The following is a 24,736-nucleotide window of genomic DNA, read 5'->3' as shown; positions in this document are numbered from 1 at the left end:
CGTGAAAACACTTTTAAAGCAAACTCTGGCGGTAAGTGTGCTTTCTACCATGTTGGCAGGTACTGCATTTGCTGCACCCGCAGAAGCGCCACCAGCTTTTGTGAAAAAAGTTGCCGATAGCTTGATTACACGTTTAAAAGCAGATCATGCTAAATTGCAGAACAATCCAGCATTGGTGAAAACCATTGTGCGTCAGAACCTTGACCCGTATGTAGATGCGCAAGCATTTACCCGTATTGTGATGGGGACTTATGCAACCAACCAATACAGCTCAGCGGCACAACGTGCACAGTTTGAGAAAAACTTCCGTGAAACCTTAATTGAGAACTATGGTACAGCGTTTGCGAAATTCAGTAACCAAACCTATACCATGCGTCCTTATAAGGCGACCAACAGCAAGAACCCTGTAGTGACCATCGACTTTGTTCACAATGGTGAAAAAATTCCTGTGTCATTCCAGTTGGCAGATAAAGGCAGCCAATGGAAAATCCGTAACATCAACGTTTCGGGTATTGATCTAGGTTTGCAATTCCGTAACCAGTTTGCGGCAAACGTGAAGCGTAATGGTGGCAATATTGATAAAGCTATTGCAACCTTTAAGCCAGATGCAGAAGCTGCGGTTGAAAAGAAAAAATAGGTTAGGTGTGGCGTGATTGAATTATCAAATCAGGAATTATGCGTTTCTGGAAAAATAGATTTCAGTAATGCTGAGCAATATTACCAAAAAGGCATACAGTTGATTCGTCAACAGCAACTACCTTTGGTAGTGAATTTGGCAAATCTGGAACAAGGCAGCACTTTGGCTTTGGCTGTTTTGGTGCAATGGTTGCGTCAGACACCAGAAGCCAAAGGCTTACAGTTTAAAGCTGTTCCTGAAAAAATGATGAAAATCATTCAAGCGTGTCATTTGCAAGATGATTTAAAACTGATCGCCTAAAACTGAAACCACAAAAAAGCACCTACTTGTAAGGTGCTTTTTTTATTGCGTTAATTTCCTTTCTTTACTAAAGGGAGGTTATGAGTGGTTGCAAACCTCTCTAACCCGCTGCTAAAAGGAGAAGAAAAATTGCAAACCTTTCTAACCCGCTTCTAAAAGGAGAGAAAAGATTGCAAACCTCTCCCTAACCCTCTCCTAAACCTAAAAAGAGAGGGAATAAAAGGCATCAAATCCATTTTTTCCATCTAAAGTAAATTAATGGGCCAATAAAGAAGCCAATTAAAATAATACTGACCACTATAAAACTGGTGGTGCCTTTGGCAAAAGGTAACACGTCGGTGTTCATACCATAAACACTGGCAACTAACATCGGTGGCGCTAACATACTCGGCAAAATCGAGAATCGACGAATCGTGTCGTTCTGTTCGGTGTTAATGAAGCCTGAAGTGGTATCGAGCAAGAAGCGCACTTTTTGGAATAAGAAGGCATCGTGTTCGACCAGTGAGCGTACATCTTCACTGAGTTCTCGAATGTCGGCATCGTAAATATGACTGCCCAACGCACGCGGACGTGCCAAAAAGGTCAGGACACGACGTAAATCAATCAAACACAATTGCGCTTTTCCAAGCATGTCTTCTAATTGTGCCAGTCGGGTAATCATGTCATCGAGGTCTAAAATTTGCTCACGATGACGGTTATTCAGAACTTCTGTGGAATACTTTTCCAAGTCCTTGTGGATATCTTCTAAGATATCCGCAAGTTCGTCCAGTTTGGCTTCAAGCAAGCCTAAAAGCACCCAAGTCGGGTCTTTATAATCAATTTCGTAGTCGTTACGTCGTGCCCGTGCCCGAAATGCCCGAAATGCCACTAATTTTTCACCGCGTAGGGTAAACAGGTGTTCTTTATGTAAGATAAAGGCAACGGTTTGTACTGTGGCTAAAATACTGGAATTGTCTTCAGTTTCACCATCGACTTGATAGTTTTTATTTTTAGTTAAAAAATAGGTGCTAATGTGTAAAATACCGTCATCATCACGGTAGAATCGCGCTGAAGATGAAATATCTTCCAAAGATTTTAAGGTTGGTAAATTTTGTGAGTATGCGTCTAGTACCCATTGCTGTTCTTCTTGTGAAGGGGCAATCAGGTCAATCCAGACCAGATCTGGATGCAAATCAAAACCACCGTTAATGGTGGCATCTTCCAGACTACCGCGCTCTGTGGCATAAAAGGCTTCAAGCATTCGTCTTTTCTCCTTGCGCAGTATGGGTTTTGTGGATGGGTGTATTTTAGACAAGGATCTTACTAAATACACTGCTCAGAATGCTATTTTATTTAAAAATCTCCCTGAAGTTTAATTTTATGGCATGACAGCCAGATAACATGGTGAAAAAATGATGTCGTCAATTGCTATTTTCTGTGGTTCTGCCCCAGGAAAAGATTCAGTTTTTGTTGAAAATGCACGAAAAGTGGGTGAAACATTGGCTGCACAAGGCAAAACTTTAATTTATGGCGGTGGACGCTCAGGCTTAATGGGTGTGGTGGCAGATAGTACTTTGGCCGCAGGTGGGCGTGCAATTGGTGTCATGCCTGAAAGTTTGGCAGAGCATGAATTGGCGCATCCGCATTTGACCGAATTACACATCGTAGAAAACATGCATGCCCGCAAAATAAAAATGTCAGAATTGGCCGAGGGCTTTATTGCTTTGCCGGGTGGTTCTGGAACTTTAGAAGAAATTTTTGAGCAATGGACGTGGGCACAATTAGGAATTCACTCAAAACCCTGTGCCTTTTTTAATGTAGCTGGCTTTTATGATGATTTGCTGAAGTTTTTAAGACAGACCTCTGAAAAAGGTTTTACTCAGCCACGTTTTTGTGAGGCATTGATTGTATCGAATTGTATTGACAATATTTTGCAGCAATTTGAACAATACCGTGTTCCTGAAATGAAATGGTGAGTGCCTGAGCTAGAGTGGGTGCAGCAGGAACTGGCGAAATAAAATGGCTGAGATCAACAACATCATTACCGTTGCAGCTGCAATTATTTTAAATGTCAAACAGCAGTTATTGGTGGTGCGTAAACAGCATACCGCGTGTTTTATGCAGGTCGGTGGCAAATTAGAACCCAATGAAGCGCCTGAAACGACCATGTTGCGAGAAATTGCCGAAGAAATTGGCTGTCAGGCGCAAATTCAACAATTTATTGGACGCTATGAAACAGCAACGGCCAATGAGCCCGACTGCCGTTTGGTCAGTTATGTGTATTGGGTTCAGCTTGATCAGGCACCAAAAATTGCTGCTGAAATTGCCGAAATGAAGTGGGTAGATTTGGATGATCAAGATACTTTGTTGGCACCGCTGACCCGTGAAGTGGTGATGCCGTGGTTAAAACAATATTTACAACAAAATTAAGAGCAGTTGATCATTCTTCTATATTTTAAGTTCAACTTTTTAATGCGTTGAGCATATTCAACCGAATAGTTTTTTTATTCAGCACTGGCGAGACAAACCGCCTCGACTTTTTGACAGCCGAGCTTGAGCAACTGCTGTTTGAGTGCATGAATTGAACTGCCCGTCGTGACCACATCATCCACAATTAAAACCCGACGAAAACGGATTTTAGGCGCATTCTGAATTTGAAATTGCTGTTGGATGTCTTCCAATCGTTCTAAGCGACTTAAGCCTTTTTGCGCGTGCTGTTGTAAGCGGGTCACAGGTTGCCAAATCGGGACATTTAAATGCCGCGCTAGTCCTTTTGCTAACAATAAAGATTGATTGTAGCCGCGTTCAGTCAAGCGGGCAGTGGAAATTGGCATCGGTACAATGGCTTGGATTTTAGGATAAGACAGTTGTTTTAGCGCGCCTACTAAAAGCAGTTGGTAATGTAACTGCTGTTCATATTTAAATTGTTGAATGATGCGATTAATTGGATAGTGATAATCAAAAGTGACTTGAATCTGCATTTCTTGTCGTTGTACCGCTTGGCTACGCCACGGCAATTGTTGCCAACAGGTTTGACAGACCGAATGTTGCCATTGCGTGTCGCTATGGCAGAGCTGACACGGTTGCAGTTGGCGCAGCCATTGTATGCCGCATTGTAGTAGATTGATCGGCTGAGTCATCTTAGGACTGCAATCCGTTTAAACATAGGCATAACGTGGTGCCTCAGGCAGCCAGCGTTTTAGCAAAGCTTCGGCATGTGTAGGATAATCGTTTAAAATTTGCTGTGCCACATGATGCGCCTGTGCCAGCAAATGATCATCCCGTTCTAATTTAGCCACCCGAAAGCCCATATCTCCCGTTTGTTTGGTTCCTAAAAGTTCCCCAGGGCCACGCAGTTCTAAATCTTTTTCTGCAATCACAAAACCATCGTTGGTTTCGCGCATAATCCGCAAGCGTTCTTGTCCATTTTGCGAAAGTGGATTTTTATACAACAAGGCACAAAAACTGGCTTTGGCACCCCGTCCGACTCGTCCACGTAACTGATGCAGCTGTGAAAGTCCTAAACGCTCGGCATTTTCGATCACCATAATTGAAGCATTGGGTACATCGACCCCGACCTCAATTACTGTGGTGGCAATCAGTAATTGTAGTTGATTGTCTTTAAATTGCCGCATGACGGCTTGTTTTTCATCGGCTTTCATTTTGCCGTGTACCAGCCCAATATTCAGTTCAGGAAAGCGTTCTTTAATTTCAGCAAAAGTCGCCTCGGCAGCTTGCGCATCTAAGGTTTCCGACTGTTCCACCAAGGTACAGACCCAATAGGCTTGTTTGCCTTCGGCACAATTGCTGGCAATGCGTTGTAATACTTCTTCACGCCGATCTAGCGGAATGGTTACCGTTTGAATAGGCGTACGTCCTGGCGGTAGTTCATCAATCACCGAAGTATCCAAATCGCCATAGGCGGACATGGCTAAGGTACGTGGAATAGGCGTTGCAGTCATCACCAATTGATGCGGTGTAGTATGATTGGCACCCTTATTGCGCAAAGCCAGACGTTGATCGACCCCAAAACGGTGTTGTTCATCAATAATCACCAAACCCAATTTTGCAAATTGCACATTGTCCTGAAATAACGCATGTGTCCCAACCACCAAATTGGCGCTGCCATCTTGAATACTTAGTTCGGCTGCTGCGCGTGCTTTACCTTTTTGTTTGCCAGACAACCATGCCACCGTTAAGCCCAACGGCTCAAACCATTTTTGAAAGTTCAGATAATGTTGTTCTGCCAAAATTTCAGTGGGTGCCATCAGCGCGACTTGCCAACCTTCTTCTAGCGCATGACACGCTGCGACTGCAGCGACCAAGGTTTTACCTGCACCTACATCACCTTGTACCAAGCGCAGCATGGGTTTATTACGCTGCAAATCCTGCATGATTTCTTGCGAAACCCGTTGCTGTGCGCCTGTCATTTGAAATGGCATGTTACCGAGTAACGCAGGTGCTAGTTTTTGACTTGGGGAAAATGCAGGTGAGGCAATTTGCTGAATATAAGCCCGTCGGGTTAGTAAACTGACTTGATGCGCCACCAATTCTTCAAAAATCAGGCGTTGCTGTGCAGGGTGAGAGCCTTGTGCCAATTGCAGCATATTGGCATTTAAAGGTGGATGGTGAATATAATCCAGCGCCTGTTTGAGTGCGTAGCCATTGGTCATTTTTTCAGGCAAGAGTTCAGGCAAATCATCGCTATGCTGTGCCAAAGCTTGTTTGACGTATTCACGTAATTTGGCTTGGGTCAGCCCATCGGTGCTTGGGTAAATAGCGGTCAGTTGGGTTTTAGGCAGTGGGGTATGTTCAGTAATCAGTTGTAATTCGGGGTGATACATTTCCAGACCACGTGCTCCAACCCGTACTTCGCCAAATACTCTTAAACGATTGCCAAGTTTGGCACGATCTGTAATACCTTTATAAATATGATAAAAACGTAAGGTAATTTTGCCAAATTCATCTTCTAAATTGACAGCCATCGACTTGCGTTTACCTGGTGGAAAATCGACCCCTTTGACCACACCTTCGAGTAAATAGCTACTTCCCACGTTTAATTGGTTCATGGGGATGATCGTGCTACGATCTTCATAGTCACGCGGTAGATGAAACAACAAGTCATCTGTGGTGAAAATATTTAGTTTTTCGAGTAATGCGGCAGAGGCAGAGCCTACCCCTTGCAACTGATGGACTGCAGCCATGTCCCCTCAACTTCAAATGCTATGATTAGGTGCTGAATGCATATTCTATTTATTGGTTATGGTAAAACATCGCAGCGTGTTGCAAAACAACTATTTACGCTCGGTCATCAAATTACCACAATTAGCCGCAGTCCGAAAACAGATCCTGATATGACGCATCTGCTTCAGGATATTCAACAGCTCGATTTATCACAGATTCAACCTGTGGATGCAGTTTATGTATTACTTGCACCATCTCGAAATACGGTTTTGAGTTCTGTAGAAGCGTATCAACAGACTTATGTAGATTCTGTGCAGCCGATTGTTACTGCATTAAAAGATCATCCTGTAAAGCGAATTATTGTGGTGTCATCTACACGGGTTTATGGTGAAAACGCAGGTGAATGTATTGATGATGATACTGTGCCTAAGCCGAGTGATGTGCAAGGTCAGTTGTTGTTGCAGATGGAACACTTGTGGCAACAGGCTTATCCTGAACAATGTGTGATTGTGCGTCCTTCGGGTATTTATGGTACTTCGACAGCACGCATGCTCAAACTTGCGGAAAGCACGCAAAGTTACCCGAATATACATTGGTCAAATCGAATTCATATTGATGATTTGGCGGGCTTTTTGGTACATTTACTTCACGTGGAACATCCAGAACCATCATACATCTGCAGTAATAACCAAGCTCAGCCTTTGCATGAAATGATTTTAAAGATTCAGCGTGAATTAAATTTACCTGAGTTGGTGTTGGAAAGTGAGCGTGAAACAGGGAAAAGGATTTTTGCCCAGAGGATGGTGGCGAGTGGATTTGAATTATTCAATGTGTAATCATTTATCAAATGGAGCGTAAAACTCTGTCCTTCAGGTCAGAGATATAAGCGACACGACATGAAGTGTCGTTTGATTTAACTAAGGACTATTTTCCTTGAGTTTTGATTGTTAATATAAGTACATGAAAACCCTTAAATTACGTATAAAAGACAAACATTGCAAGGTGTTAGACCAACTAGCATCAGAAGTGAACTTCGTCTGGAATTATGTCAATGATTTAGGGTTTAGGCATTTGAAGCGGAAAGGTGAATTTCTCTCTGCTTTTGATATTGCCAAATATACGAAAGGCACATCCAAAGAATGTAATTTACATAGTCAAACCATTCAGGCTGTAACTGAAGAATTAGTCACCCGAAGAAAGCAATTTAAAAAGGCAAAGCTGAAATGGCGTATCAGCAATAAAAAATCAGCAAGGCGCTCTTTGGGATGGGTTCCCTTTAAAAAGGTGGCTATCAAATATGCCACTGGATATGTCCAGTATGGAAAACACCAATTTAAGCTTTGGGATAGCTACGGTTTAAGCAAATACACGTTAAAAACAGGTTCATTTGTAGAGGATAGCCGTGGGCGTTGGTATGTATGTCTTGTTGTTGAATCGCCTAAGCAAGATAAATCGACAGCAACCAAAGCGATTGGTATTGATCTAGGCTTAAAAGATATTGCCACCTGTTCTGATGGCACTGTAATTTCAAATCCAAAATTCTATCGAAAATATGAGCAGACATTAGGTATTGCTCAGAGAGCCAGGAATAAGAAGCGTGTTCGTGCATTACACGCCAAGATTGCAAATAGTCGAAAAGATCATTTGCATAAAGCAAGCACCAAGCTTGTGAATGAAAATGCATTGATTATTGTAGGTGACTTGAGTGCTAAAAAATTAGTAAAAACCAAAATGGCAAAATCTGTTTTGGATACAGGATTTTCGGCACTAAAAACAATGCTCAAGTATAAATGCGAGAACGCAGGCGTATTGTTTGAAGAAGTCCAAGAAGCCTATACCACCCAAATCTGTTCGTGCTGCGGTGAGATCACCTCAAGTAGTCCCAAAGGTAGTACAGATCTTGGAATAAGAGAATGGGAGTGCATGAGCTGTGGTACAGCTCATGATCGAGATATAAACTCAGCTCTAAACATTCTTGCGCTTGGGCATAAGCGTCTAGCTGTAGGAATCACCCTCTTTTAAGGGGGGGAGGATGTCAAAACCTCAAAACCGAGCACATGATTTTACTGCATCGACCTCACCCTGAAAATGAAATCAAAGGTGGGGCATTGAAAGCTGTAAAGCAGGCACTCAAGCAGGAGGGTTTTTTATGAGTTATTTTAAATACAAAGGTTATCTCGGGACGATTGAACCAGACCTTGAAACAGGTGAGTTGTTTGGAAAATTGGCGTTCATTCGAGATCTTATTACTTATGAGGCTGAAACCTTAAAAACACTTGAGCAAGCTTTTCAGGAATCGGTAGATGGATATTTAGATTCTTGTGCAGAATTAGGGAAGAAACCTGATCAGCCATTCAAGGGAACATTTAATGTTCGTATCAGTCCTGAATTACATCGCAAAGCTGTTTTAGCTTCGGAGGAGAGTTCTTTGAATGCATTTGTGAGTGATGCAATTCAAGAGAAATTAATGCGCTTAGGTGTATGATTTTATCAATGCTATAAACTTTATTCTATATTCAATTTAAAGCATAGCGACCTATTGCTATACAGATCGCTATGTTTTTTTGTGTGAAAATTACTTCTTCTTACGTTTTAAGCGTTTCTTCGCCTGTTGTGCAGCAAGAGCCTCTAACGCCTCACGCAATTCTTCATCGCTAAAGGTGGTGATGTGTTGCAGCATCTGTAAAGTCACATCATCCAACACCAAATTGGCGTATTGTGCGACGTTTTTAAAGTTATCATCAAACACAATCGCATTGTCACTGTTGGTGCTGATATAACCTTGCTGAGTTAAGACTTTAATAAAGCTTTGGAACAAGGCTTTGTCAAAGAATTCAGGTGAGTTGAATTCATACAGCACCGACAAACGCTGACCGACCAAATGGCTGAGTTCTTCGACCTGACGTGCCGAAATATTGCCTGAGCCGCGTTGTGTAATCAGCGCCAGTGTCATGTAATAACGCTCTAAACTCTGCATTACAGGTGCAGCCAATACTACCAACTGGTTATGGTCTTCACTATTTGGTGCAGGTGAAATTAAGTTGCCTTCCGCATCTTCAGAAATCAATTTGGCCTGAATTAACGCTTCTACATAGGCACAAATCCGTTCTTTGAGTTCCTGATCTTGCCATTTCAAGAACAACTCAGCTTTCAGGAACGGATATAAAGTACGAATGACGTTGATTAAATCACCACGACGAATCGAACCATTATGTTTCACCAATGCTGCAATTAAAGATGGTAAGACAAAGGCATGCAAAATATTGTTGCGGAAGTAGGTGAGTAACACCGCCTGATGGTCTTCAATCGCGATAATATCGCCCAAAACGTGCTGCACTCGTTTAATCAGTTTGAGTTTTAAGCCGTAGGCAATAATTTCTTTACCTGATAATGGTGTGACTTGAGTGCGCTCATCATAAGGCAGGGCAGTGAGCAGATTACGGTAAGTGTCTAACTGCTTCACACAAATTTCTTCATCCAAGGTATGTTTTGGTGTTGCCAGTAAAATCAGCGATAACAAAGATACCGGGTTAATTACCGCAGCACGGTTAATGTTTTCCAAAATCGCATGTGCTGAAGTATTCACTGCATCTGACACTTGTGGTGGAATAGGATCATCATTTTTTTCAATGCTGATGTGTTCGGCATCGTGTTGTTTTAGAATATCATCTAAAAACACAGGTTCGCCAAAATTGACATGCACCTTGCCAAAAATCCGTTCAATCTTGCGCATGGTTTTTAAAATGCCCATTAGCGATTCAGATTCTTTTGGCTTGCCTTGCATTTCACCGACATAGGTTGAACCTTCCATCAGGCGTTCATAACCAATATAAGTTGGCACAAAAGCAATCGGTTTAGCACGACCACGCAAATGACTGTGAATGGTCATGGCGAGCATGCCTGTTTTTGGTGGCAACAAGCGGCCTGTACGTGAACGTCCACCTTCAATAAAGTATTCAAGCGGCGTGTTACGCGACAAAATACTGAATAAATATTCTTTAAAGACGGTTGTGTATAAGCCGTTGCCACGGAAAGTACGACGGATAAAAAACGCACCGCCACCACGAAGCAATTGACCTACAAATGGCATATTCAGGTTATCGCCCGCAGCAATGTACGGCACCATCATGCCGCGTTTGTAAATCACATAAGACAGCAATAAATAGTCGATATGACTGCGGTGACATGGGGTGTAGATAATTTCATAGTCTTTGGCCAGTTCGCGCACGGTACTAAAATTATGCACTTCCACGCCATCGTACAATTGTGTCCATAAGCGGGTCAGTGCCATATCGGCAAAGCGTACCGCAGCATGAGAATAGTCCGACACAATTTCATTTAAATAACCAATCGCACGACGCTCGGCTTCAATCACGCTAATTTTACTGCGTAAACTTTCACGACGAATAGCATCTTGCACATCGGGAGATTTAATCAGACTGAGCATGACATTGCGACGGTCAGACAAGTCTGGGCCAAGCACGACTTCACGCTGCCCATCTAAGTAATTATTTAGCGTGTTGACAATAAAGGTCGCAGGCGACAGGTTTGGATGCTCAGTTTTGGCATGTTCAATTAAAGCGCGTAATGATTGTGGTTCGTGAAATTCCAAATAAGACTGACGACCATGCACCCCAATATTCATTAACTGCTTGACTGTGCCAGGCGTTGCCCACGTATCGGTAAACAGTAGTTTAAACCACGAATCCTCTTTGTCTGGAGAACGTCCCCACAACACGGTCACAGGTACCAATTCAATATCAAGTTCTGGGTGTTGTTCTAATTGTTCAATTAAACGTAACAAGCGTGGCGGAAAAGCATAAGGTGGTGGATTGAGTAGGTTGTTCTCATCGTGATGCTGTAAAAACAGAATCGAGGCTTTTTCTTTATGTGAACCCATCACCAATGGATCAAGCGCAGGCGTGAGTTTTAAGCGACGTGTTTCGCCATCGACCACCAAGGCATTGCTGCGTGAGTGATTTTGCAATACGTAGCAAGTTATCTTGGTGCGAGTGGCATTTGAGTCTACACTTTGCGCATCCTTGACAGGGACTTCACCCAAAACATGCGGTGTCACCACAAGGTCAAGCAGCTTACCAGAAAGCTGACGATACATTTGACCAAAACCACGCTTGGACATACTCACTCCTACTTCATCACCTAAGTCCCTAGCCAGTAGGGAATTTATTTTGCGTCATTGTATCTAATAATCGCGCTGCATTTTTAGATAATTTGCATGAATATTGTTAGATTTTATCGTTAAAAATCGTATTTTTAGCAAAATTGATCGGCTAAGTTGTGACACAGCGGTCAGTCTTTGATGGGTAAAAGATGCAGAATCTATGGCAAAATAGCAGGCTTAAAATAGTCAGTTTATTTTGACGATTTATTTTTTCATCGACTTCGATCCCGCATCCCCAATTTCCGCCATACATAGGTTAGTTATGAACGCACTCACACAAGAGCTGGTTGAACTTCTTTGTTTAGAAAAGTTAGAAGAAAATATCTACCGAGGTATCAGTCGTAACTTGGTGGGTAAACGTGTTTTTGGTGGACAGGTTTTGGGACAGGCTTTACGTGCTGCATCTTATACCACTGATCGTCCTGCGCACTCATTGCATGCCTATTTCTTGTTTGGTGGCGATGTCAACGCACCTATTATTTATGAAGTTGACCGTTTGCGTGATGGTAAAAGTTTTTCTAGCCGTCAAGTACGTGCCATTCAGCATGGGCGTACCATTTTTACTGCGATGGTGTCCTTTGCGCCGTTGGAAGACGGTCTGAATTATCAAATTTCAGAGCCAAACTATCCTGCAGCAGAAGCTTTAAAAAACGAAGCGGAACTCAAACAGCATATTGTCGAGTTTGTACCTGAAAATGTGCGTGCCAGTTTTATGCGTGATCGCTTGGTGGAGATTCGCCCGATTAATCCGAGCAATCCATTTTTACCGCAGCCTGAAGCACCTGCTTATGCACACTACATTCGTACCCATGACAGCATTTCACCAGAGGTGGATGAAGTGTCTTTGCATCAGGCAATTGCGGCATTTTATTCAGACTTCACGTTAATGACCACAGCACTGCGTCCGCATGGTTTGAGCTATTTATCACCAAGTTTGCAGTGTGCCAGTATTGACCATGCCATGTATTTCCATAAACCGTTCCGTGTGGATGACTGGATGCTGTACGACATGGAAGCCACCATTAGCACTAGTTCGCGTGGTTTGAACTTTGGGCGCATGTGGCAAAATGGTGAATTGGTGTGTAGCACCAGTCAGGAAGGCTTGATTCGTTTACGTGAAATCGAAACGCAATAAAATATAGCCTTTAAAATCTACATTCATCAGCCGACATTCATGTCGGCTTTTTTACATCCTGAAGCACGATCTGAACCTAATCAAAGTGCGCTAGAAAAATAATACTCGATTCAATTTCAGCCACATGGCATAGTCCACACATCACATTAAAAAACTCAATTGCGTATGAGCCTCAATACACAAATTCTAATTGCCGCAATTTTGGGTGTGGTGTTTGGTTTTATTCTGAATCTATTTCCAGACAGCACATTTTTTAGCGCCAGTTTGTATGGCATTGGTTTAATGAGCAGTATTTTTATTGGTTTACTGAAAATGCTGCTGATCCCACTAATTTTTAGCTCAATTGTGGTCGGTGTGTCGAACTTACAGGCTGTAGGGCAATTGAGTCGAGTCTGGAAAATTACGTTGGCGTGTTGTGTCACCACCACGACTTTGGCTTTAATTTTAGGTTTGGCGTGTGCGCATTTATTTGCAGTGGGTAAAGGCGTAGATATTGTGATGTTTCAAGATGCTATGGCGCAGCATCAAAGCCCAGACACGCTTACGCCGTCTTCGTTTTTTACCAATTTCATTCAAAACACCTTAATCAATCCGTTTAAAGCTTTTGCCGAGGGTAATGTTTTGGCAGTGGTGATATTTGCCTTATTGGTGGGTGTGGCGCTGGTCAAAGGCGGGGAGCACTTTAAAACGGTACGTAAACTCAGTCAGCAATTTTTTGAAATTATGATGTTGATGATTGGCTGGGTAATGAAACTGGCACCTTTGGGGATTTTTGCTTTATTGGCTAAGTTGGTTGCAACCGAAGATATTTCAGTCCTGAGTCGTTTGGCAGAGTTTGCTGCAGTGGTCACGGGCACCACGATTTTTCATGGTGTGGTGGTCTTGCCTTTGCTGTTGTGGATATTTGGCAAAATGGATCCGATCACCTTTTTTAAAGGCACACGTGCTGCCTTAATTACGGCTTTTGCCACCAGTTCCAGTTCTGTCACTATGCCACTTTCGATGAAATGTGCGCAGGAAAATTTAGGTGTGCGTTCGCAAACTGCAGGCTTTGTGATCCCGTTAGGTACACAACTGAATATGGATGGAACGGCATTGTATGAAGCTGCAGCGGCTTTGTTTGTTGCCAATTTAATGGGGCTGGATTTAAGTTTAGGACAGCAATTAATTGTCTGTGCCACAGCCATGATCGCTTCTTTGGGCGCGCCTGGTATTCCAAGCGCAGGTATGGTTACGATGATTATGGTATTACAATCTGTGGGCTTGCCTGCAGAAGCGATTGCGATTTTATTGCCCATAGATCGTTTACTAGATACCGTGCGTACCGTGGTGAATGTGCAGGGCGATATGATGATCAGTGTGGTGGTTGATCGGCATACCCGTGAAGACCCTGCATTAAATTCTTAAATACTGTGCTTTACGCAATATTTCACTAAAGGAACGTATTTTTAGTAAAAGGTTTATTCCCAGCAAGGGCTATAAACGACTTCCCAAATATGACCATCTAAGTCCTGAAAATAGCCTGCATAGCCACCGTAAAAGGTGCTCTGTGCAGGTTTTAAAATTTTTGCACCTGCATTTTGTGCTTGCTTTAATACCTGATCTACTTCAAGTGGGCTATGTACATTATGGCCCAAAGTGATTTGTGCTGTGCCTTGTTCGGCAGGGGCGAAGCCAATATCCTGTTGTAAGCTGTGTTTAGACCATAACGCTAGTTTTAGACCCGCTTGCAGTTCAAAAAATACCACAGCACCTTGTTCAAATTCCTGACCGATAATACCTTCAGTGGCAAGCCCTAGACCGTCACGGTAGAACTCAAGTGCACGTTGTAAATCTTCTACCGCAAGGGTAATGACTGAAAGATGTGCCCGCATGTTTGATCTCCTTATCTGCTGTAATTGTTATTACTTTGACAGTAGGGTATTTCTTTATGCGTTGTAAAGTGCAACTTTGGTGGTGTAAGAAATCGCACTGACAGGTGTGAGGAAAAGCACAAACAAAAAGTCCTATTCGATATTGCACAAATAGGACTTTATTTTATAAAGCATTAGTCAGAGATTTAATCGATTATTTGATTTCTGCATCAGATGTGGTTGGATCGTTAGATTCTACAGCTACACACTGATCAACATCAACATCAACATCAACATCAACATCAACATCAACATCAACATCAACATCAACATCAACATCAACATCAACATCAACATCAACATCATCGCCAGTGGCTTCTGGAATGCTGTCTAAATCAAAGTGATGTGCTTGCTCTAAAGTAAAGTTTAAGCGTCCACCCATCACACTTGCCAGCTCTTCCAAGCCTTGCTTGTTGAGTGATGAAAACAATTGAATCGAGAAATCTAGTTTCATCTTTTTCAACTGTTGTTTGACTTCAAGCAATGCTTTGTTGGCAGGGCCACGGTTGAGCTTGTCTGATTTGGTGAGGAGTACATGCACGAATAATTTACGTGAATATGCCCATTCCAGCATCATGACATCAAAGTGTTGTAAAGGATGGCGAATGTCCATAAGCAACACCAAGCCTTGTAAGCTTTTGCGGTGAATCAGATAATTTTCCAATTCTTTTTGCCACACAATTTTCATGGCTTCAGGTACAGCTGCATAACCATAGCCAGGCAAATCGACTAGACGTTGATCAGGGTTGCCCAAACTAAAGAAGTTGATCATTTGGGTACGACCAGGTCTTTTAGAGGCACGAGCCAATTGCTTTTGATTGGTTAAGGCATTAATTGCACTAGATTTACCTGCATTGGAACGACCTGCAAAGGCAATTTCATAGCCTGTATCTTCCACGCAGAGGTTGAGTTTAGGTGCACTCATTAAGAACTCAGCTTTCCGCAACCAGTTCAGGGCGCGAACAGAGTACTCAGTAATGGCTGGATCAACTTTTTTCTCGTAGCTGATTTTTTGCCGTGGCTGTGCCGCTGCCTTACTGTTTTTCGATTTTCCTCTGCTGTGGTGCATAACTTAACTTCAATTCATGGTCTACAAACAGGCATTATAAAGCAAGTCATACAGGCAAGCGAACTTTGCGAATTGAAAGCTCTAAAAAAGCGAGTAGGTTTGCTTAATATCAGTGATTACCTTTTAGAGGTGAATCAGCGGAATAGGGGATTGGGTGCTGAGTTGTATATTTTGAGTGGGTTGTAGTACTTCGCCTAGGCTGTATTGGTCTAGGCTTTGGTAAAACTGTTCCATTGCCCGATTCAATATGCCTTTGAGTCCACACTGTGAGCGGAGTACGCACGGTGGGGTGTTACATTCTACAATCTGATTTTCCCCTTGTAGAACTCTGACCACATAACCTAAACGTAACGGGATTGCATCGGGATGCAGGCGAATTCCACCGCCTTTACCACGAGTGGTAATCAACCAGCCCTGCTTGCCCATAAAGTGGACAATTTTAACCAAATGGTTTTGGGAAACATGCAAATCCTGTGCGATTTCCGCAATGGTATAGGGTACATCTCGTGGTCGTGAGATATACATTAAAATACGCAGTGCATAGTCGGTGAATTTATTTAATTGCATGATCGCACAGATGTTTTTTCAAAAAATGAAGAAATTAAGGCTAGTCTAGCATAACTAGACTAGCCTTACCTATCTGCTTTTTAATGCTTTGGATTAGTGGCGCACACCACCTGTACCAAATGCTTCGCTATGGATTTGCTCATCTTTGATGCCACGCGCAAGTAAAGCTTTACGCTGTTCTGCCATGAATGGCATTGGACCACATAAGTAGTAATCTGCATCGGCTGGTAACAGCGCTGCATCTACAGTGCTGAGGTCTAAACGACCTGCAACATCGTAATCTTGACCCAGTACATCACCTTCGTTCGGGAACTCATACGCAGTCAACGTATGAATACGTGGACATTTTGCAGTTAAGTCTTGGAGATGCTGTTTCATGGCATGTACTTGTTTGCTACGACATGCGTGAATAAATGTCACAGGTTGTGGCACATCTAAAGTCACCAATTGATTCAACATTGCAATCATTGGCGTTAGGCCTACACCACCACTAATGAAGACATTACGTTTGTTGCTGTCGATGAGGAAGAAGTTACCTGTTGGTGCAGATACTTCAACTTCAGAACCTTCTGGTAAGCCATGAAGTGTGTTCGATACCCAACCTGCTACTTTATCTGCGCCATTGCCTGGTTCACGTTTTACAGAAATACGTAAGTAATCTTGTTGTGGGCTAGTCGATAGCGTGTATTGACGTGGTTGCTTCAAGCCAAGTTCTTCTACAAACACACGTACCGAAATATATTGACCTGCTTCGTAATTTGGTAAATCGCCACCATCTACTGGCTCGAAGTAAATAGAGGTGATTTCGTCACTTTCTACCACTTTCTTGGCAATTTTAAAGTTGCGCCAGCCTAACCAGCTACCTTTAGTTTGTTGATGCTGTTCGTAGATTGCACGTTCCGCATTAATAAATACCTCAGCCAATTGACCGTAGGCTGCTGCCCAAGCATCAATCAGTGGATCTTCCATCGAAATATTCAACACTTCACTAATAGAATGCAGCAGGTTTTCGCCCACAATATTATAGTCAGGTGCTTGAATGTTTAAGCTCACGTGTTTGTGGGCAATCAGCTCAATGACAGGAGCAAGTACAGATGGATCTTCAATATTTTCAGCATAAGCCAATACAGCACCTGCAAGCGCTTGAGCCTGCGCACCACTACGTTGGTGACCCATGTTAAAGGTTTCTTTTAGATCAGGATTATTCCCCAACATGCGATTATAGAAATAACCTGTGAGTGCGACACCATTTTCACGCAGTACAGGAACAGTTGCTTTTACAAGGTCAATTTGCTGTGGAGTCATGTTCGATCTCTCATGGCTGTTATTTATAAGATGTATTTAAAATATATCTTATAAGTAAGGATTGCAACCAATTTTTGGAAAAACCTTAAAAAAATTATGTATTATAAAAATATCCCATAATTTTTAAAGTTTTTATGGAGTTTGTAGATGTGACAGCGAGAGGTTTTTAAGTGTTCATTCAGGTTTTGGGTGGTGCATCCATGAATGAAATTTATACAAACCTCATCGTTTATAACATGCTATTTCTTACCAAATAATGACCCTAACAAACCTCGTACAATTTTCTGCCCAGTAGAACCGCCTAAGCTACGTGCTGCACTTTTGGCAAAGGTTCCCACAATATCCTGAGTCAGTTTTTCACGCTGTTTGGCAGCGCGTTCTGCTTCTTTTTGCTGTTCACGGGCTAGACGCTCTTGCTCGCGCGCTTGTTGTTTGGCGAGTGCTTCGGCTTCTTTAGTCTCTTGCTTGGCGCGAGCTTCAGCTTCCTTGGCTTCAATTTTTGCTTGTTCTGCTGCTGCCGCTTGTTGCTGACGTTGCTCAACTTTTTGTTGCAGCATTTCATAAGCACTTTCACGATCTAGCTGCTGCTCATACACGCCTGCAATGACACTTTGGCTGATACAGGCTTGTCGTTCTTCTGTGCTGATTGGGCTAAACGATGAGTAGGGCGGCATTACCCAAGCACGTTCTACAATTTGCGGTGTGCCTTGTTCATCTAAGCAGCTAATTAAGGCTTCACCTACCGCAAGTTCGGTAATGGCTTGTTCAACTTTAAAATCTGGGTTAGCGCGGAATGTATCTGCGGCAGTTTTTACTGCTTTTTGGTCTTTGGGTGTAAAAGCACGTAAGGCATGCTGAACGCGGTTACCCAATTGTCCCAATACGCTTTCAGGCAAGTCCAGCGGGTTTTGGGTCACAAAATAAATCCCCACGCCTTTAGAGCGAATCAGGCGTACCACTTGCTCAATTTTTTCTTGCAGGGCTTTGCTGGCATTGTCAAATAACAAGTGTGCTTCATCAAAAAAGAACACCAGTTTTGGCTTGTCCATATCGCCCACTTCAGGCAATTGCTCAAACAGTTCTGATAACATCCATAATAAAAAGGTGGCGTACAGTTTTTGCGTGTTCATGAGTTTGTCTGCAGCCAAAACATTAATATTGCCGCGTCCCTGACTGTCAGTTTGAATAAAATCCAAAATATCCAAACTCGGCTCACCAAAGAATTTATCACCGCCCTGATCAGCTAAAGCCAGTAAATTGCGCTGAATCGCACCCAAACTGGCTGGAGAAAGATTGCCATACTCAGCTTTAAATTCACTGGCGTGTTCGCTGACATAGGTCAGCATGGCTTTTAAATCTTTAAAATCAATCAGTAATAAACCCTGATCATCGGCAATACGGAATACCGCAGACAACACGCCCTCTTGGGTGTCATTCAGGTTCAGCATTTGCGCCAATAATAACGGGCCAATTTCAGAAATGGTGGTACGAATCGGATGACCTTGTTCGGCAAATAAATCCCAAAACACCACAGGAGATGCTGCAAACGGAATGCTTTCGATACCTAAGCTCTTAATACGTGCATCAAACTTTGGGCTGCTGCTGCCTGCTTTGGCTAGACTGGAAACATCGCCTTTGGCATCGGCTAAAAATACGGGTACACCAATTCGTGAAAAGCTTTCTGCCAAGACTTTTAAGGTGACGGTTTTACCTGTACCTGTTGCACCTGCAATTAAACCGTGGCGGTTGGCAAACTGTGAATGTAAAACCACGTCTTGTTGAACGTCGGCAGTTTTTTTACCAATAACGATTGCTGTACTCATATTTTTATCCTGATTTATATAGCTATTGTTAAAATGATGATCTGTGCTGCATTAGTCGCTGAAGCGTTGTAAGGCATTTTGAATATCGTGAATTAAATCTGCAGGATGTTCTAGCCCAATACAAAAACGCACCAATAATCCTTCAGCCAAGTGAGAGTGCTCTAGGGTACGCATGGACTTGAGATCATAAAGCATCACTAAACTTACAGGGCCGCCCCAGCTAAAGCCGAGCTTAAATAAAGATAAAGCATCGCAGAATTGACGTACAGCGGCTAAATCATATTCAGGCTTAAAAATCACACTGACCAAACCTGCACTGTGTCCATCGCGACAAATTTCTTTCCAATACGCATGCCCCGCAGATGTGGCATCGGCAGGATGCAACACCTGAGCAAATTGTGGTTGTAGTTTCAGCCAGTTGAGTAATTCAATTGTGCTTTTTGCTTGGTGCTCATAACGTAGTTGCATCGAAGCCAAACTGCGTTGTACTTGCGCGACATCATCGCCCGATACGCAAATACCTTGAATGGCATGCATACGAAACAGTTGATGATGTAAGTGTTGATCACGGGTCACGACAGACCCCATTAAAATGTCACCACCACCACTTGGGTATTTGGTCAGGGCATGGACGCTTATATCGACACTTAAATGTTCATCACCAAAATCGAAAGCATTAAACGCAAGTCCTGCACCCCAAGTATTATCTAATGCTGTGAGCATGTGATGTGATTTGGCTTTTTTGACTAATGCAGTTAGGTTTGGAAACTCTAGTGTGACCGAACCTGCCGCTTCTAGCCAAATCAGTTTGGCTTGGGCAGAAGGTTGAAAGCTATCGACATCAATTGGATTGTAGACTTGAACGGTGATGCCGTAACGCTGCTCTAAATTGCGTAAATGCTCCATGTTTGGGCCGTAAATATTGTCAGCCACCCAAACTTCATCGCCTTGACTTAAAAAGCAGGAATTCACCAAATTAATTGCTGATAGTCCGCTTGGTGCGAGTAAGCAGTATTCACCACCTTCTAATTGCGCAATCTGATCAGCGAGTGTGAATGTAGTCGGTGTGCCATGTGTGCCATAGCTATAATCATAAGCATCAGTCCAGTGTCGATTAAACAGTGCATCTGTGTTTTCAAAGATAATGGTCGATGCACGAAATAGGGGAGGCTGTACCGTTTGAATATATTGTGGGGCACGTCTTGGTGCATGAATTAAAGCAGTTTGAGCATTTTTCTTCACAGGTTCACTCAGAAAATAAGCAAATATTGAGTTTAGCTTAAGAGAAATACTGGCTTTAGGCTATAAAAAGCTGCACTACAAGACATGCCTTGAACTTGGCGCTATTTTTGCAGAAGCTGAAGTATAGAAAATACAAAGGATGATTAAGATGCAAGCGCCATTAAGAGTGCATTATTTTCAACATATTGCCGAAGAAGGTTTTGGGAGTTGCTATAGCTACCTGAAACAAATGCAGGCACACATCAGTGCCACCGAATTTTTTGCTTTGCCACCCGAACAAAATATTGAAATTGAAGCTTTGCCACGGGTCGAAGATGTCGATTTATTGATTGTGATGGGCGGCGCCATGAGTGTCAATGATGAGGCGAACTATCCCTGGCTAAAAATTGAAAAGCGCTGGATTCGACGTTATTTGGCTTCAGGCAAGCCTGCTATTGGCTTGTGTTTGGGTGGGCAGTTAATTGCCAATGCGTTGGGTGCAGCGGTCAGTCGTAATCCAGAACAAGAGCGTGGTTGGCATCCAGTCTATAAAGTCGAAAATACACCAGAAACCTGCTTTCAAATACCTGATCAAATCACAGTGATGCAGTGGCATGGTGAAACTTTTGAATTACCAAAGGGCGCGGTAAGACTTGCCAGTAATGCCGCCTGCGCTAATCAACTCTATCAAATTGGGAAAAATGTACTAGGATTCCAATTCCATCCAGAAATTACCCCACAAGCTTTGCAGCTGTTTTTAGGCAATGCAGAAATGAAACCAGCATTTTCGGGCATGTATGCACAACCCGCGCATGAATTAAAACAGATGTCTGCGGCACAATTTCAGGCAGGCAACCAATTAATGAATCGTGCAATAGATTATGTTTTAGCACAAAGCAAACTTCGAGAATAAAGTCATGGATTGTGGCGCAAACACAGAAAAGAAAGTTAGGTCAGGGCGATTACGATTTCTGCTGTCAGGGATGGTTGGAATGGTCAAAATGCAGATTGTCTAAATTTACACTCAATAAATGGATAGGAATGCTGCCTAACTCATATATAAAGTGCTAATCGTATATTTTAAAAAGAGAAATCGGCAGAGCGTGAAAAATAAAGCAATAAAGCCAAAAAGAGATTTGCTTATGCATTAAACAATCGTTATAATGGGCGACCCTTTATGCAAGGGGGTTAACTGCGAAGAAAGTAGTTAACATCGTGACAGTCGTGGCATCGATCATGACCTTAGTGATAATTCACTGCCTTTGACACTTGCCTTAAATTAGTGGGGTGAGATGCGTCAAGGGTGATTCTTTATATATTTGGCTTGGAGTTAACTGGTATGTCTAACCAGAGAATTCGTATCCGTTTGAAGTCTTTTGATCATCGTCTGATCGATCAATCTGCTCAAGAAATCGTAGAAACCGCTAAGCGTACTGGCGCACAAGTTTGTGGTCCAATCCCGATGCCAACTCGCATCGAACGCTTCAACGTTTTAACATCACCACACGTAAACAAAGATGCGCGCGACCAGTATGAAATCCGTACTTACAAGCGTTTGATCGACATTGTTCAACCTACAGATAAAACTGTTGATGCGTTGATGAAATTAGATCTAGCAGCTGGTGTTGATGTTCAGATTGCATTGGGTTAAGGCTTTCGGTTAATTAACACTCTAAGTTAATTAGGCCGCTTTTTTAGAGGTTTATGCACATGGCTATTGGTTTAGTCGGTCGCAAGTGCGGTATGACCCGTATCTTTACAGATGCTGGTGTTTCTGTACCTGTTACAGTGATTGAGGTTGATCCTAACCGCATCACTCAAATCAAAACGCTTGAAACAGATGGTTATCAAGCAATTCAGGTTACTACTGGTGAACGTCGCGAATCTCGCGTAACTAACGCTCAGAAAGGTCACTTCGCTAAAGCGGGTGTTGCTGCTGGTCGTTTAGTTCAAGAATTCCGTGCTACAGAAGCTGACCTTGAAGGTCGTGAAGTTGGCGGAACTATCGGTGTAGATCTGTTTACAGTGGGTCAAATTGTTGACGTTACTGGTCAGTCTAAAGGTAAGGGCTTCCAAGGTGGTGTTAAGCGTTGGAACTTCCGTACTCAAGATGCTACTCACGGTAACTCTGTTTCTCACCGTGTTCTAGGTTCTACAGGTCAAAACCAGACTCCTGGTCGCGTGTTCAAAGGCAAGAAAATGGCTGGTCATTTAGGTGCTGAACGCGTAACTACACAGGGTCTTGAAATCGTTGCTATTGACGCTGAACGTTCAGTTCTAGTTGTTAAAGGTGCGGTTCCTGGTGCTACTGGTGGCGACGTAACTGTTCGTCCTACGATCAAGGCCTGAGGGGAAATAACGTGAATTTAAAAACTGTTTCCGGCTCTGCTGTTGAGTTATCTGAAGTTGCTTTCGGACGTGACTTTAACGAAGCACTTGTACACCAAGTTGTTACAGCTTATTTAGCTGGTGGTCGTCAAGGCTCTAAAGCTCAGAAATCACGTGCAGACGTTGCTGGCGGTGGTAAAAAACCATTCCGTCAAAAAGGTACTGGCCGCGCTCGTGCTGGTTCTATTCGTAGCCCAATCTGGGTTGGTGGTGGTAAAACTTTTGCTGCTCGTCCACAAGATTGGTCTCAAAAAGTTAACCGCAAAATGTACCGCGGTGCAATGCAATGTATCTTAGCTGAACTTGTTCGCCAAGATCGTCTTGTATTGGTTGAAGAGTTTGCTGTTGAAGCTCCTAAAACTAAAGAGTTGCTTGCAAAACTTAACGACTTGAATGCAACTCGCGCATTGATCGTAACTGAAGCTGTAGATGAGAATCTATATCTTGCAGCGCGTAACCTTCCACACGTTGATGTGGTTGATGCTACTGCAATCGATCCTGTTAGCTTGATCGCGTTCGACAAAGTTGTAATGTCTGTTGCTGCTGCTAAGAAAATTGAGGTAGAACTCGGATGAACAACGAACGTTTATATCAAGTCCTACAAGGACCTGTATTTTCAGAAAAAGCACAAGTTTTAGGCGAAACTGCTGGTGTTCAAGTGTTCAAAGTTGCATTAAATGCAAACAAACTTGAAATCAAAAAAGCAGTTGAGCAATTATTTGGTGTGGAAGTTGTTAAAGTTAACACGACTATCACTAAAGGTAAGACTAAGCGCTTTGGTCGTACATTAGGACGCCGTTCTGATGTTAAAAAAGCATACGTCACCCTGAAAGCTGGCCAAGATGTTGAAATGGCTGACTTGGGCGATACCGCTGAAAGCGCAGCGGAATAAGGACGAAATTTATGCCGATTCAAAAATGTAAGCCAACGTCTCCAGGACGTCGCTTTGTAGAGAAAGTCGTTCACGACCATCTTCACAAAGGTGCGCCTTATGCGCCGTTGGTAGAAGCTAAAAAACGTACTGGTGGTCGTAACAACAACGGTCACATTACTACACGTCACGTTGGTGGTGGTCATAAGCAACATTACCGTATCGTAGACTTCAAACGTAACAAAGATGGCATTCCTGCTGTTGTAGAGCGTATTGAATACGATCCAAACCGTACTGCACACATCGCATTGTTGAAGTATGCTGACGGTGAACGTCGTTATATTATTGCGCCTAAAGGTTTACGTGCTGGTGATCAAGTTCAATCTGGTAACGATGCTCCAATTCGTCCAGGTAACTGTTTGCCACTTCGTAACATGCCAATTGGTGCTACTCTTCACAACATCGAACTTAAAATCGGTAAAGGTGCTCAATTAGCGCGTTCTGCTGGTACATCAGTTCAATTGTTGGGTCGTGACGGTTCATACGCTATCGTTCGTCTACGTTCAGGCGAAATGCGTAAAGTGCACGTTGAATGTCGCGCTGTGTTAGGTGAAGTATCTAACTCAGAAAGCAACCTTCGTTCACTTGGTAAAGCAGGTGCTTCGCGCTGGCGTGGTGTTCGTCCTACCGTTCGTGGTATGGCAATGAACCCGGTTGATCACCCGCACGGTGGTGGTGAAGGGCGTACTAAAGGTATCCAACCTGTAAGCCCATGGGGTCAAAAAGCTAAAGGGTACAAGACACGTACCAACAAGCGTACGACTAAGATGATTATTCGCGACCGTCGCGTTAAGTAACAAGTAAAGGAATCTGACAATGCCTCGTTCTCTGAAAAAAGGCCCATTCGTCGATGCGCACTTGTTCGCTAAGGTTGAAGCGGCAATCGCGGCTAATAACCGTAAGCCGATCAAAACTTGGTCGCGTCGTTCGATGATCCTCCCAGATTTTGTTGGTTTAACAATTTCTGTTCACAATGGTCGTAACCATGTTCCAGTGATTATCTCTGAACACATGGTTGGTCATAAACTCGGTGAATTCGCGCCAACTCGTACCTATCGTGGTCACGGTGTTGACAAGAAGTCTAAACGTTAATAGGTGCTAT

Annotated in this window: 26 protein-coding genes; 16 read left to right on the top strand and 10 right to left on the bottom strand. The window is 43.0% G+C overall.

The window, feature by feature from the left end; genetic code table 11:
• The first annotated feature begins 1 nt into the window (after position 1).
• Both HX743_RS06675 and HX743_RS06670 read left to right on the top strand, forming a co-directional pair.
• Positions 2 to 637: a phospholipid-binding protein MlaC gene (locus HX743_RS06675; RefSeq protein ID WP_178318815.1), complete on the top strand. Its 636-nt coding sequence runs from the start codon at positions 2 to 4 to the stop codon at positions 635 to 637.
• Positions 638 to 649: 12 nt separating this feature from the next.
• A complete protein-coding gene (locus HX743_RS06670) occupies positions 650 to 937 on the top strand; it encodes a lipid asymmetry maintenance protein MlaB (protein ID WP_168419182.1) in 288 nt (95 codons plus the stop codon).
• A 226-nt stretch (positions 938 to 1,163) separates the two neighbouring features.
• Here the strand turns inward: HX743_RS06670 and HX743_RS06665 are convergent, their stop codons facing one another.
• Positions 1,164 to 2,177 (bottom strand): CorA family divalent cation transporter, encoded by a 1,014-nt coding sequence (locus tag HX743_RS06665; RefSeq protein WP_096901036.1) that lies wholly within the window; start codon positions 2,175 to 2,177, stop codon positions 1,164 to 1,166.
• 154 nt (positions 2,178 to 2,331) lie between these two features.
• Here HX743_RS06665 and HX743_RS06660 point away from each other — a divergent pair, with 154 nt between their 5' ends.
• Both HX743_RS06660 and HX743_RS06655 read left to right on the top strand, forming a co-directional pair.
• A complete protein-coding gene (locus tag HX743_RS06660) occupies positions 2,332 to 2,892 on the top strand; it encodes a TIGR00730 family Rossman fold protein (RefSeq protein ID WP_178318823.1) in 561 nt (186 codons plus the stop codon).
• Between the two features lie 43 nt (positions 2,893 to 2,935).
• Entirely contained in the window at positions 2,936 to 3,346 is a 411-nt protein-coding gene (locus HX743_RS06655) for an NUDIX domain-containing protein (protein WP_004974664.1), read from the top strand.
• Between the two features lie 74 nt (positions 3,347 to 3,420).
• Here the strand turns inward: HX743_RS06655 and HX743_RS06650 are convergent, their stop codons facing one another.
• Together HX743_RS06650 and recG are read right to left on the bottom strand one after the other, a co-directional pair.
• A complete protein-coding gene (locus HX743_RS06650; RefSeq protein ID WP_136144659.1) occupies positions 3,421 to 4,056 on the bottom strand; it encodes a ComF family protein in 636 nt (211 codons plus the stop codon).
• Between the two features lie 18 nt (positions 4,057 to 4,074).
• Entirely contained in the window at positions 4,075 to 6,120 is a 2,046-nt protein-coding gene (recG, locus tag HX743_RS06645; protein ID WP_178318814.1) for an ATP-dependent DNA helicase RecG, read from the bottom strand.
• Between the two features lie 36 nt (positions 6,121 to 6,156).
• Here recG and HX743_RS06640 point away from each other — a divergent pair, with 36 nt between their 5' ends.
• From HX743_RS06640 to HX743_RS06630, 3 genes are all read left to right on the top strand, one after another.
• A complete protein-coding gene (locus tag HX743_RS06640; protein ID WP_178318813.1) occupies positions 6,157 to 6,936 on the top strand; it encodes an NAD(P)H-binding protein in 780 nt (259 codons plus the stop codon).
• 124 nt (positions 6,937 to 7,060) lie between these two features.
• A complete protein-coding gene (locus HX743_RS06635; RefSeq protein ID WP_178318812.1) occupies positions 7,061 to 8,122 on the top strand; it encodes an RNA-guided endonuclease TnpB family protein in 1,062 nt (353 codons plus the stop codon).
• A 127-nt stretch (positions 8,123 to 8,249) separates the two neighbouring features.
• Entirely contained in the window at positions 8,250 to 8,585 is a 336-nt protein-coding gene (locus tag HX743_RS06630; protein WP_004974672.1) for a type II toxin-antitoxin system HicB family antitoxin, read from the top strand.
• A 90-nt stretch (positions 8,586 to 8,675) separates the two neighbouring features.
• Here the strand turns inward: HX743_RS06630 and plsB are convergent, their stop codons facing one another.
• Positions 8,676 to 11,240: a glycerol-3-phosphate 1-O-acyltransferase PlsB gene (gene plsB, locus HX743_RS06625; RefSeq protein WP_178318811.1), complete on the bottom strand. Its 2,565-nt coding sequence runs from the start codon at positions 11,238 to 11,240 to the stop codon at positions 8,676 to 8,678.
• A gap of 304 nt (positions 11,241 to 11,544) precedes the next feature.
• Here plsB and HX743_RS06620 point away from each other — a divergent pair, with 304 nt between their 5' ends.
• Both HX743_RS06620 and HX743_RS06615 read left to right on the top strand, forming a co-directional pair.
• Positions 11,545 to 12,417 (top strand): acyl-CoA thioesterase II, encoded by an 873-nt coding sequence (locus tag HX743_RS06620; protein ID WP_004974677.1) that lies wholly within the window; start codon positions 11,545 to 11,547, stop codon positions 12,415 to 12,417.
• Positions 12,418 to 12,582: 165 nt separating this feature from the next.
• Positions 12,583 to 13,824 carry a dicarboxylate/amino acid:cation symporter gene (locus tag HX743_RS06615; RefSeq protein WP_178318810.1) on the top strand — a complete coding sequence of 414 codons (1,242 nt, stop codon included), beginning with the start codon at positions 12,583 to 12,585 and terminating at the stop codon, positions 13,822 to 13,824.
• Positions 13,825 to 13,877: 53 nt separating this feature from the next.
• Here HX743_RS06615 and HX743_RS06610 read toward each other — a convergent pair whose 3' ends face one another.
• The 6 genes from HX743_RS06610 to HX743_RS06585 form a co-directional block, all read right to left on the bottom strand.
• Positions 13,878 to 14,291 carry a VOC family protein gene (locus HX743_RS06610; protein ID WP_178318809.1) on the bottom strand — a complete coding sequence of 138 codons (414 nt, stop codon included), beginning with the start codon at positions 14,289 to 14,291 and terminating at the stop codon, positions 13,878 to 13,880.
• 193 nt (positions 14,292 to 14,484) lie between these two features.
• Positions 14,485 to 15,399 carry a ribosome biogenesis GTP-binding protein YihA/YsxC gene (yihA, locus tag HX743_RS06605; RefSeq protein ID WP_178318808.1) on the bottom strand — a complete coding sequence of 305 codons (915 nt, stop codon included), beginning with the start codon at positions 15,397 to 15,399 and terminating at the stop codon, positions 14,485 to 14,487.
• A 123-nt stretch (positions 15,400 to 15,522) separates the two neighbouring features.
• Entirely contained in the window at positions 15,523 to 15,966 is a 444-nt protein-coding gene (locus tag HX743_RS06600; RefSeq protein WP_168459975.1) for an Rrf2 family transcriptional regulator, read from the bottom strand.
• A 93-nt stretch (positions 15,967 to 16,059) separates the two neighbouring features.
• A complete protein-coding gene (hmpA, locus tag HX743_RS06595) occupies positions 16,060 to 17,271 on the bottom strand; it encodes an NO-inducible flavohemoprotein (RefSeq protein ID WP_178318807.1) in 1,212 nt (403 codons plus the stop codon).
• A 239-nt stretch (positions 17,272 to 17,510) separates the two neighbouring features.
• A complete protein-coding gene (locus HX743_RS06590; protein ID WP_178318806.1) occupies positions 17,511 to 19,094 on the bottom strand; it encodes a helicase HerA-like domain-containing protein in 1,584 nt (527 codons plus the stop codon).
• Between the two features lie 51 nt (positions 19,095 to 19,145).
• Entirely contained in the window at positions 19,146 to 20,336 is a 1,191-nt protein-coding gene (locus HX743_RS06585) for a PLP-dependent transferase (RefSeq protein ID WP_178318805.1), read from the bottom strand.
• 148 nt (positions 20,337 to 20,484) lie between these two features.
• Between HX743_RS06585 and HX743_RS06580 the strand changes: the two genes are divergently transcribed.
• From HX743_RS06580 to rpsS, 7 genes are all read left to right on the top strand, one after another.
• Positions 20,485 to 21,228: a type 1 glutamine amidotransferase gene (locus HX743_RS06580; protein WP_178318804.1), complete on the top strand. Its 744-nt coding sequence runs from the start codon at positions 20,485 to 20,487 to the stop codon at positions 21,226 to 21,228.
• Positions 21,229 to 21,654: 426 nt separating this feature from the next.
• Positions 21,655 to 21,966 (top strand): 30S ribosomal protein S10, encoded by a 312-nt coding sequence (rpsJ, locus tag HX743_RS06575; protein ID WP_000070912.1) that lies wholly within the window; start codon positions 21,655 to 21,657, stop codon positions 21,964 to 21,966.
• 59 nt (positions 21,967 to 22,025) lie between these two features.
• Positions 22,026 to 22,664: a 50S ribosomal protein L3 gene (rplC, locus tag HX743_RS06570; RefSeq protein WP_178318803.1), complete on the top strand. Its 639-nt coding sequence runs from the start codon at positions 22,026 to 22,028 to the stop codon at positions 22,662 to 22,664.
• An 11-nt stretch (positions 22,665 to 22,675) separates the two neighbouring features.
• Entirely contained in the window at positions 22,676 to 23,278 is a 603-nt protein-coding gene (gene rplD / locus HX743_RS06565) for a 50S ribosomal protein L4 (protein WP_168418780.1), read from the top strand.
• Positions 23,275 to 23,595 (top strand): 50S ribosomal protein L23, encoded by a 321-nt coding sequence (gene rplW, locus HX743_RS06560; RefSeq protein WP_004974703.1) that lies wholly within the window; start codon positions 23,275 to 23,277, stop codon positions 23,593 to 23,595. Before rplD ends, rplW begins: the two co-directional genes overlap by 4 nt.
• Before the next feature lie 11 nt (positions 23,596 to 23,606).
• Complete coding sequence (gene rplB, locus HX743_RS06555; RefSeq protein WP_004974706.1) at positions 23,607 to 24,431, top strand: 50S ribosomal protein L2; 825 nt, start codon at positions 23,607 to 23,609, stop codon at positions 24,429 to 24,431.
• Between the two features lie 19 nt (positions 24,432 to 24,450).
• Complete coding sequence (gene rpsS / locus HX743_RS06550) at positions 24,451 to 24,726, top strand: 30S ribosomal protein S19 (RefSeq protein WP_004673001.1); 276 nt, start codon at positions 24,451 to 24,453, stop codon at positions 24,724 to 24,726.
• Positions 24,727 to 24,736: the final 10 nt, after the last annotated feature.

Origin of the sequence: Acinetobacter sp. Swhac1, assembly GCF_013390985.1 — a bacterium.
Taxonomy (GTDB): domain Bacteria; phylum Pseudomonadota; class Gammaproteobacteria; order Pseudomonadales; family Moraxellaceae; genus Acinetobacter; species Acinetobacter towneri.
Note: the sequence above shows the minus strand (reverse complement) of the source record. Positions and strands in the feature narration are given on the sequence as shown.

What these genes read in the sequence shown, in the direction of transcription:
- plsB (WP_178318811.1), bottom strand. Translation starts at nt 11,240, where the DNA reads ATGTCCAAGCGTGGTTTTGGTCAAATGTATCGTCAGCTTTCTGGTAAG.
- HX743_RS06600 (WP_168459975.1), bottom strand. Translation starts at nt 15,966, where the DNA reads ATGCAATTAAATAAATTCACCGACTATGCACTGCGTATTTTAATGTAT.
- rplW (WP_004974703.1), top strand. Translation starts at nt 23,275, where the DNA reads ATGAACAACGAACGTTTATATCAAGTCCTACAAGGACCTGTATTTTCA.
- HX743_RS06610 (WP_178318809.1), bottom strand. Translation starts at nt 14,291, where the DNA reads ATGCGGGCACATCTTTCAGTCATTACCCTTGCGGTAGAAGATTTACAA.
- hmpA (WP_178318807.1), bottom strand. Translation starts at nt 17,271, where the DNA reads ATGACTCCACAGCAAATTGACCTTGTAAAAGCAACTGTTCCTGTACTG.
- HX743_RS06665 (WP_096901036.1), bottom strand. Translation starts at nt 2,177, where the DNA reads ATGCTTGAAGCCTTTTATGCCACAGAGCGCGGTAGTCTGGAAGATGCC.
- HX743_RS06620 (WP_004974677.1), top strand. Translation starts at nt 11,545, where the DNA reads ATGAACGCACTCACACAAGAGCTGGTTGAACTTCTTTGTTTAGAAAAG.
- HX743_RS06650 (WP_136144659.1), bottom strand. Translation starts at nt 4,056, where the DNA reads ATGACTCAGCCGATCAATCTACTACAATGCGGCATACAATGGCTGCGC.
- rpsS (WP_004673001.1), top strand. Translation starts at nt 24,451, where the DNA reads ATGCCTCGTTCTCTGAAAAAAGGCCCATTCGTCGATGCGCACTTGTTC.
- rplB (WP_004974706.1), top strand. Translation starts at nt 23,607, where the DNA reads ATGCCGATTCAAAAATGTAAGCCAACGTCTCCAGGACGTCGCTTTGTA.
- yihA (WP_178318808.1), bottom strand. Translation starts at nt 15,399, where the DNA reads ATGCACCACAGCAGAGGAAAATCGAAAAACAGTAAGGCAGCGGCACAG.
- HX743_RS06655 (WP_004974664.1), top strand. Translation starts at nt 2,936, where the DNA reads ATGGCTGAGATCAACAACATCATTACCGTTGCAGCTGCAATTATTTTA.
- HX743_RS06640 (WP_178318813.1), top strand. Translation starts at nt 6,157, where the DNA reads ATGCATATTCTATTTATTGGTTATGGTAAAACATCGCAGCGTGTTGCA.
- recG (WP_178318814.1), bottom strand. Translation starts at nt 6,120, where the DNA reads ATGGCTGCAGTCCATCAGTTGCAAGGGGTAGGCTCTGCCTCTGCCGCA.
- HX743_RS06635 (WP_178318812.1), top strand. Translation starts at nt 7,061, where the DNA reads ATGAAAACCCTTAAATTACGTATAAAAGACAAACATTGCAAGGTGTTA.
- HX743_RS06590 (WP_178318806.1), bottom strand. Translation starts at nt 19,094, where the DNA reads ATGAGTACAGCAATCGTTATTGGTAAAAAAACTGCCGACGTTCAACAA.
- rpsJ (WP_000070912.1), top strand. Translation starts at nt 21,655, where the DNA reads ATGTCTAACCAGAGAATTCGTATCCGTTTGAAGTCTTTTGATCATCGT.
- rplC (WP_178318803.1), top strand. Translation starts at nt 22,026, where the DNA reads ATGGCTATTGGTTTAGTCGGTCGCAAGTGCGGTATGACCCGTATCTTT.
- HX743_RS06630 (WP_004974672.1), top strand. Translation starts at nt 8,250, where the DNA reads ATGAGTTATTTTAAATACAAAGGTTATCTCGGGACGATTGAACCAGAC.
- HX743_RS06660 (WP_178318823.1), top strand. Translation starts at nt 2,332, where the DNA reads ATGTCGTCAATTGCTATTTTCTGTGGTTCTGCCCCAGGAAAAGATTCA.
- HX743_RS06615 (WP_178318810.1), top strand. Translation starts at nt 12,583, where the DNA reads ATGAGCCTCAATACACAAATTCTAATTGCCGCAATTTTGGGTGTGGTG.
- HX743_RS06580 (WP_178318804.1), top strand. Translation starts at nt 20,485, where the DNA reads ATGCAAGCGCCATTAAGAGTGCATTATTTTCAACATATTGCCGAAGAA.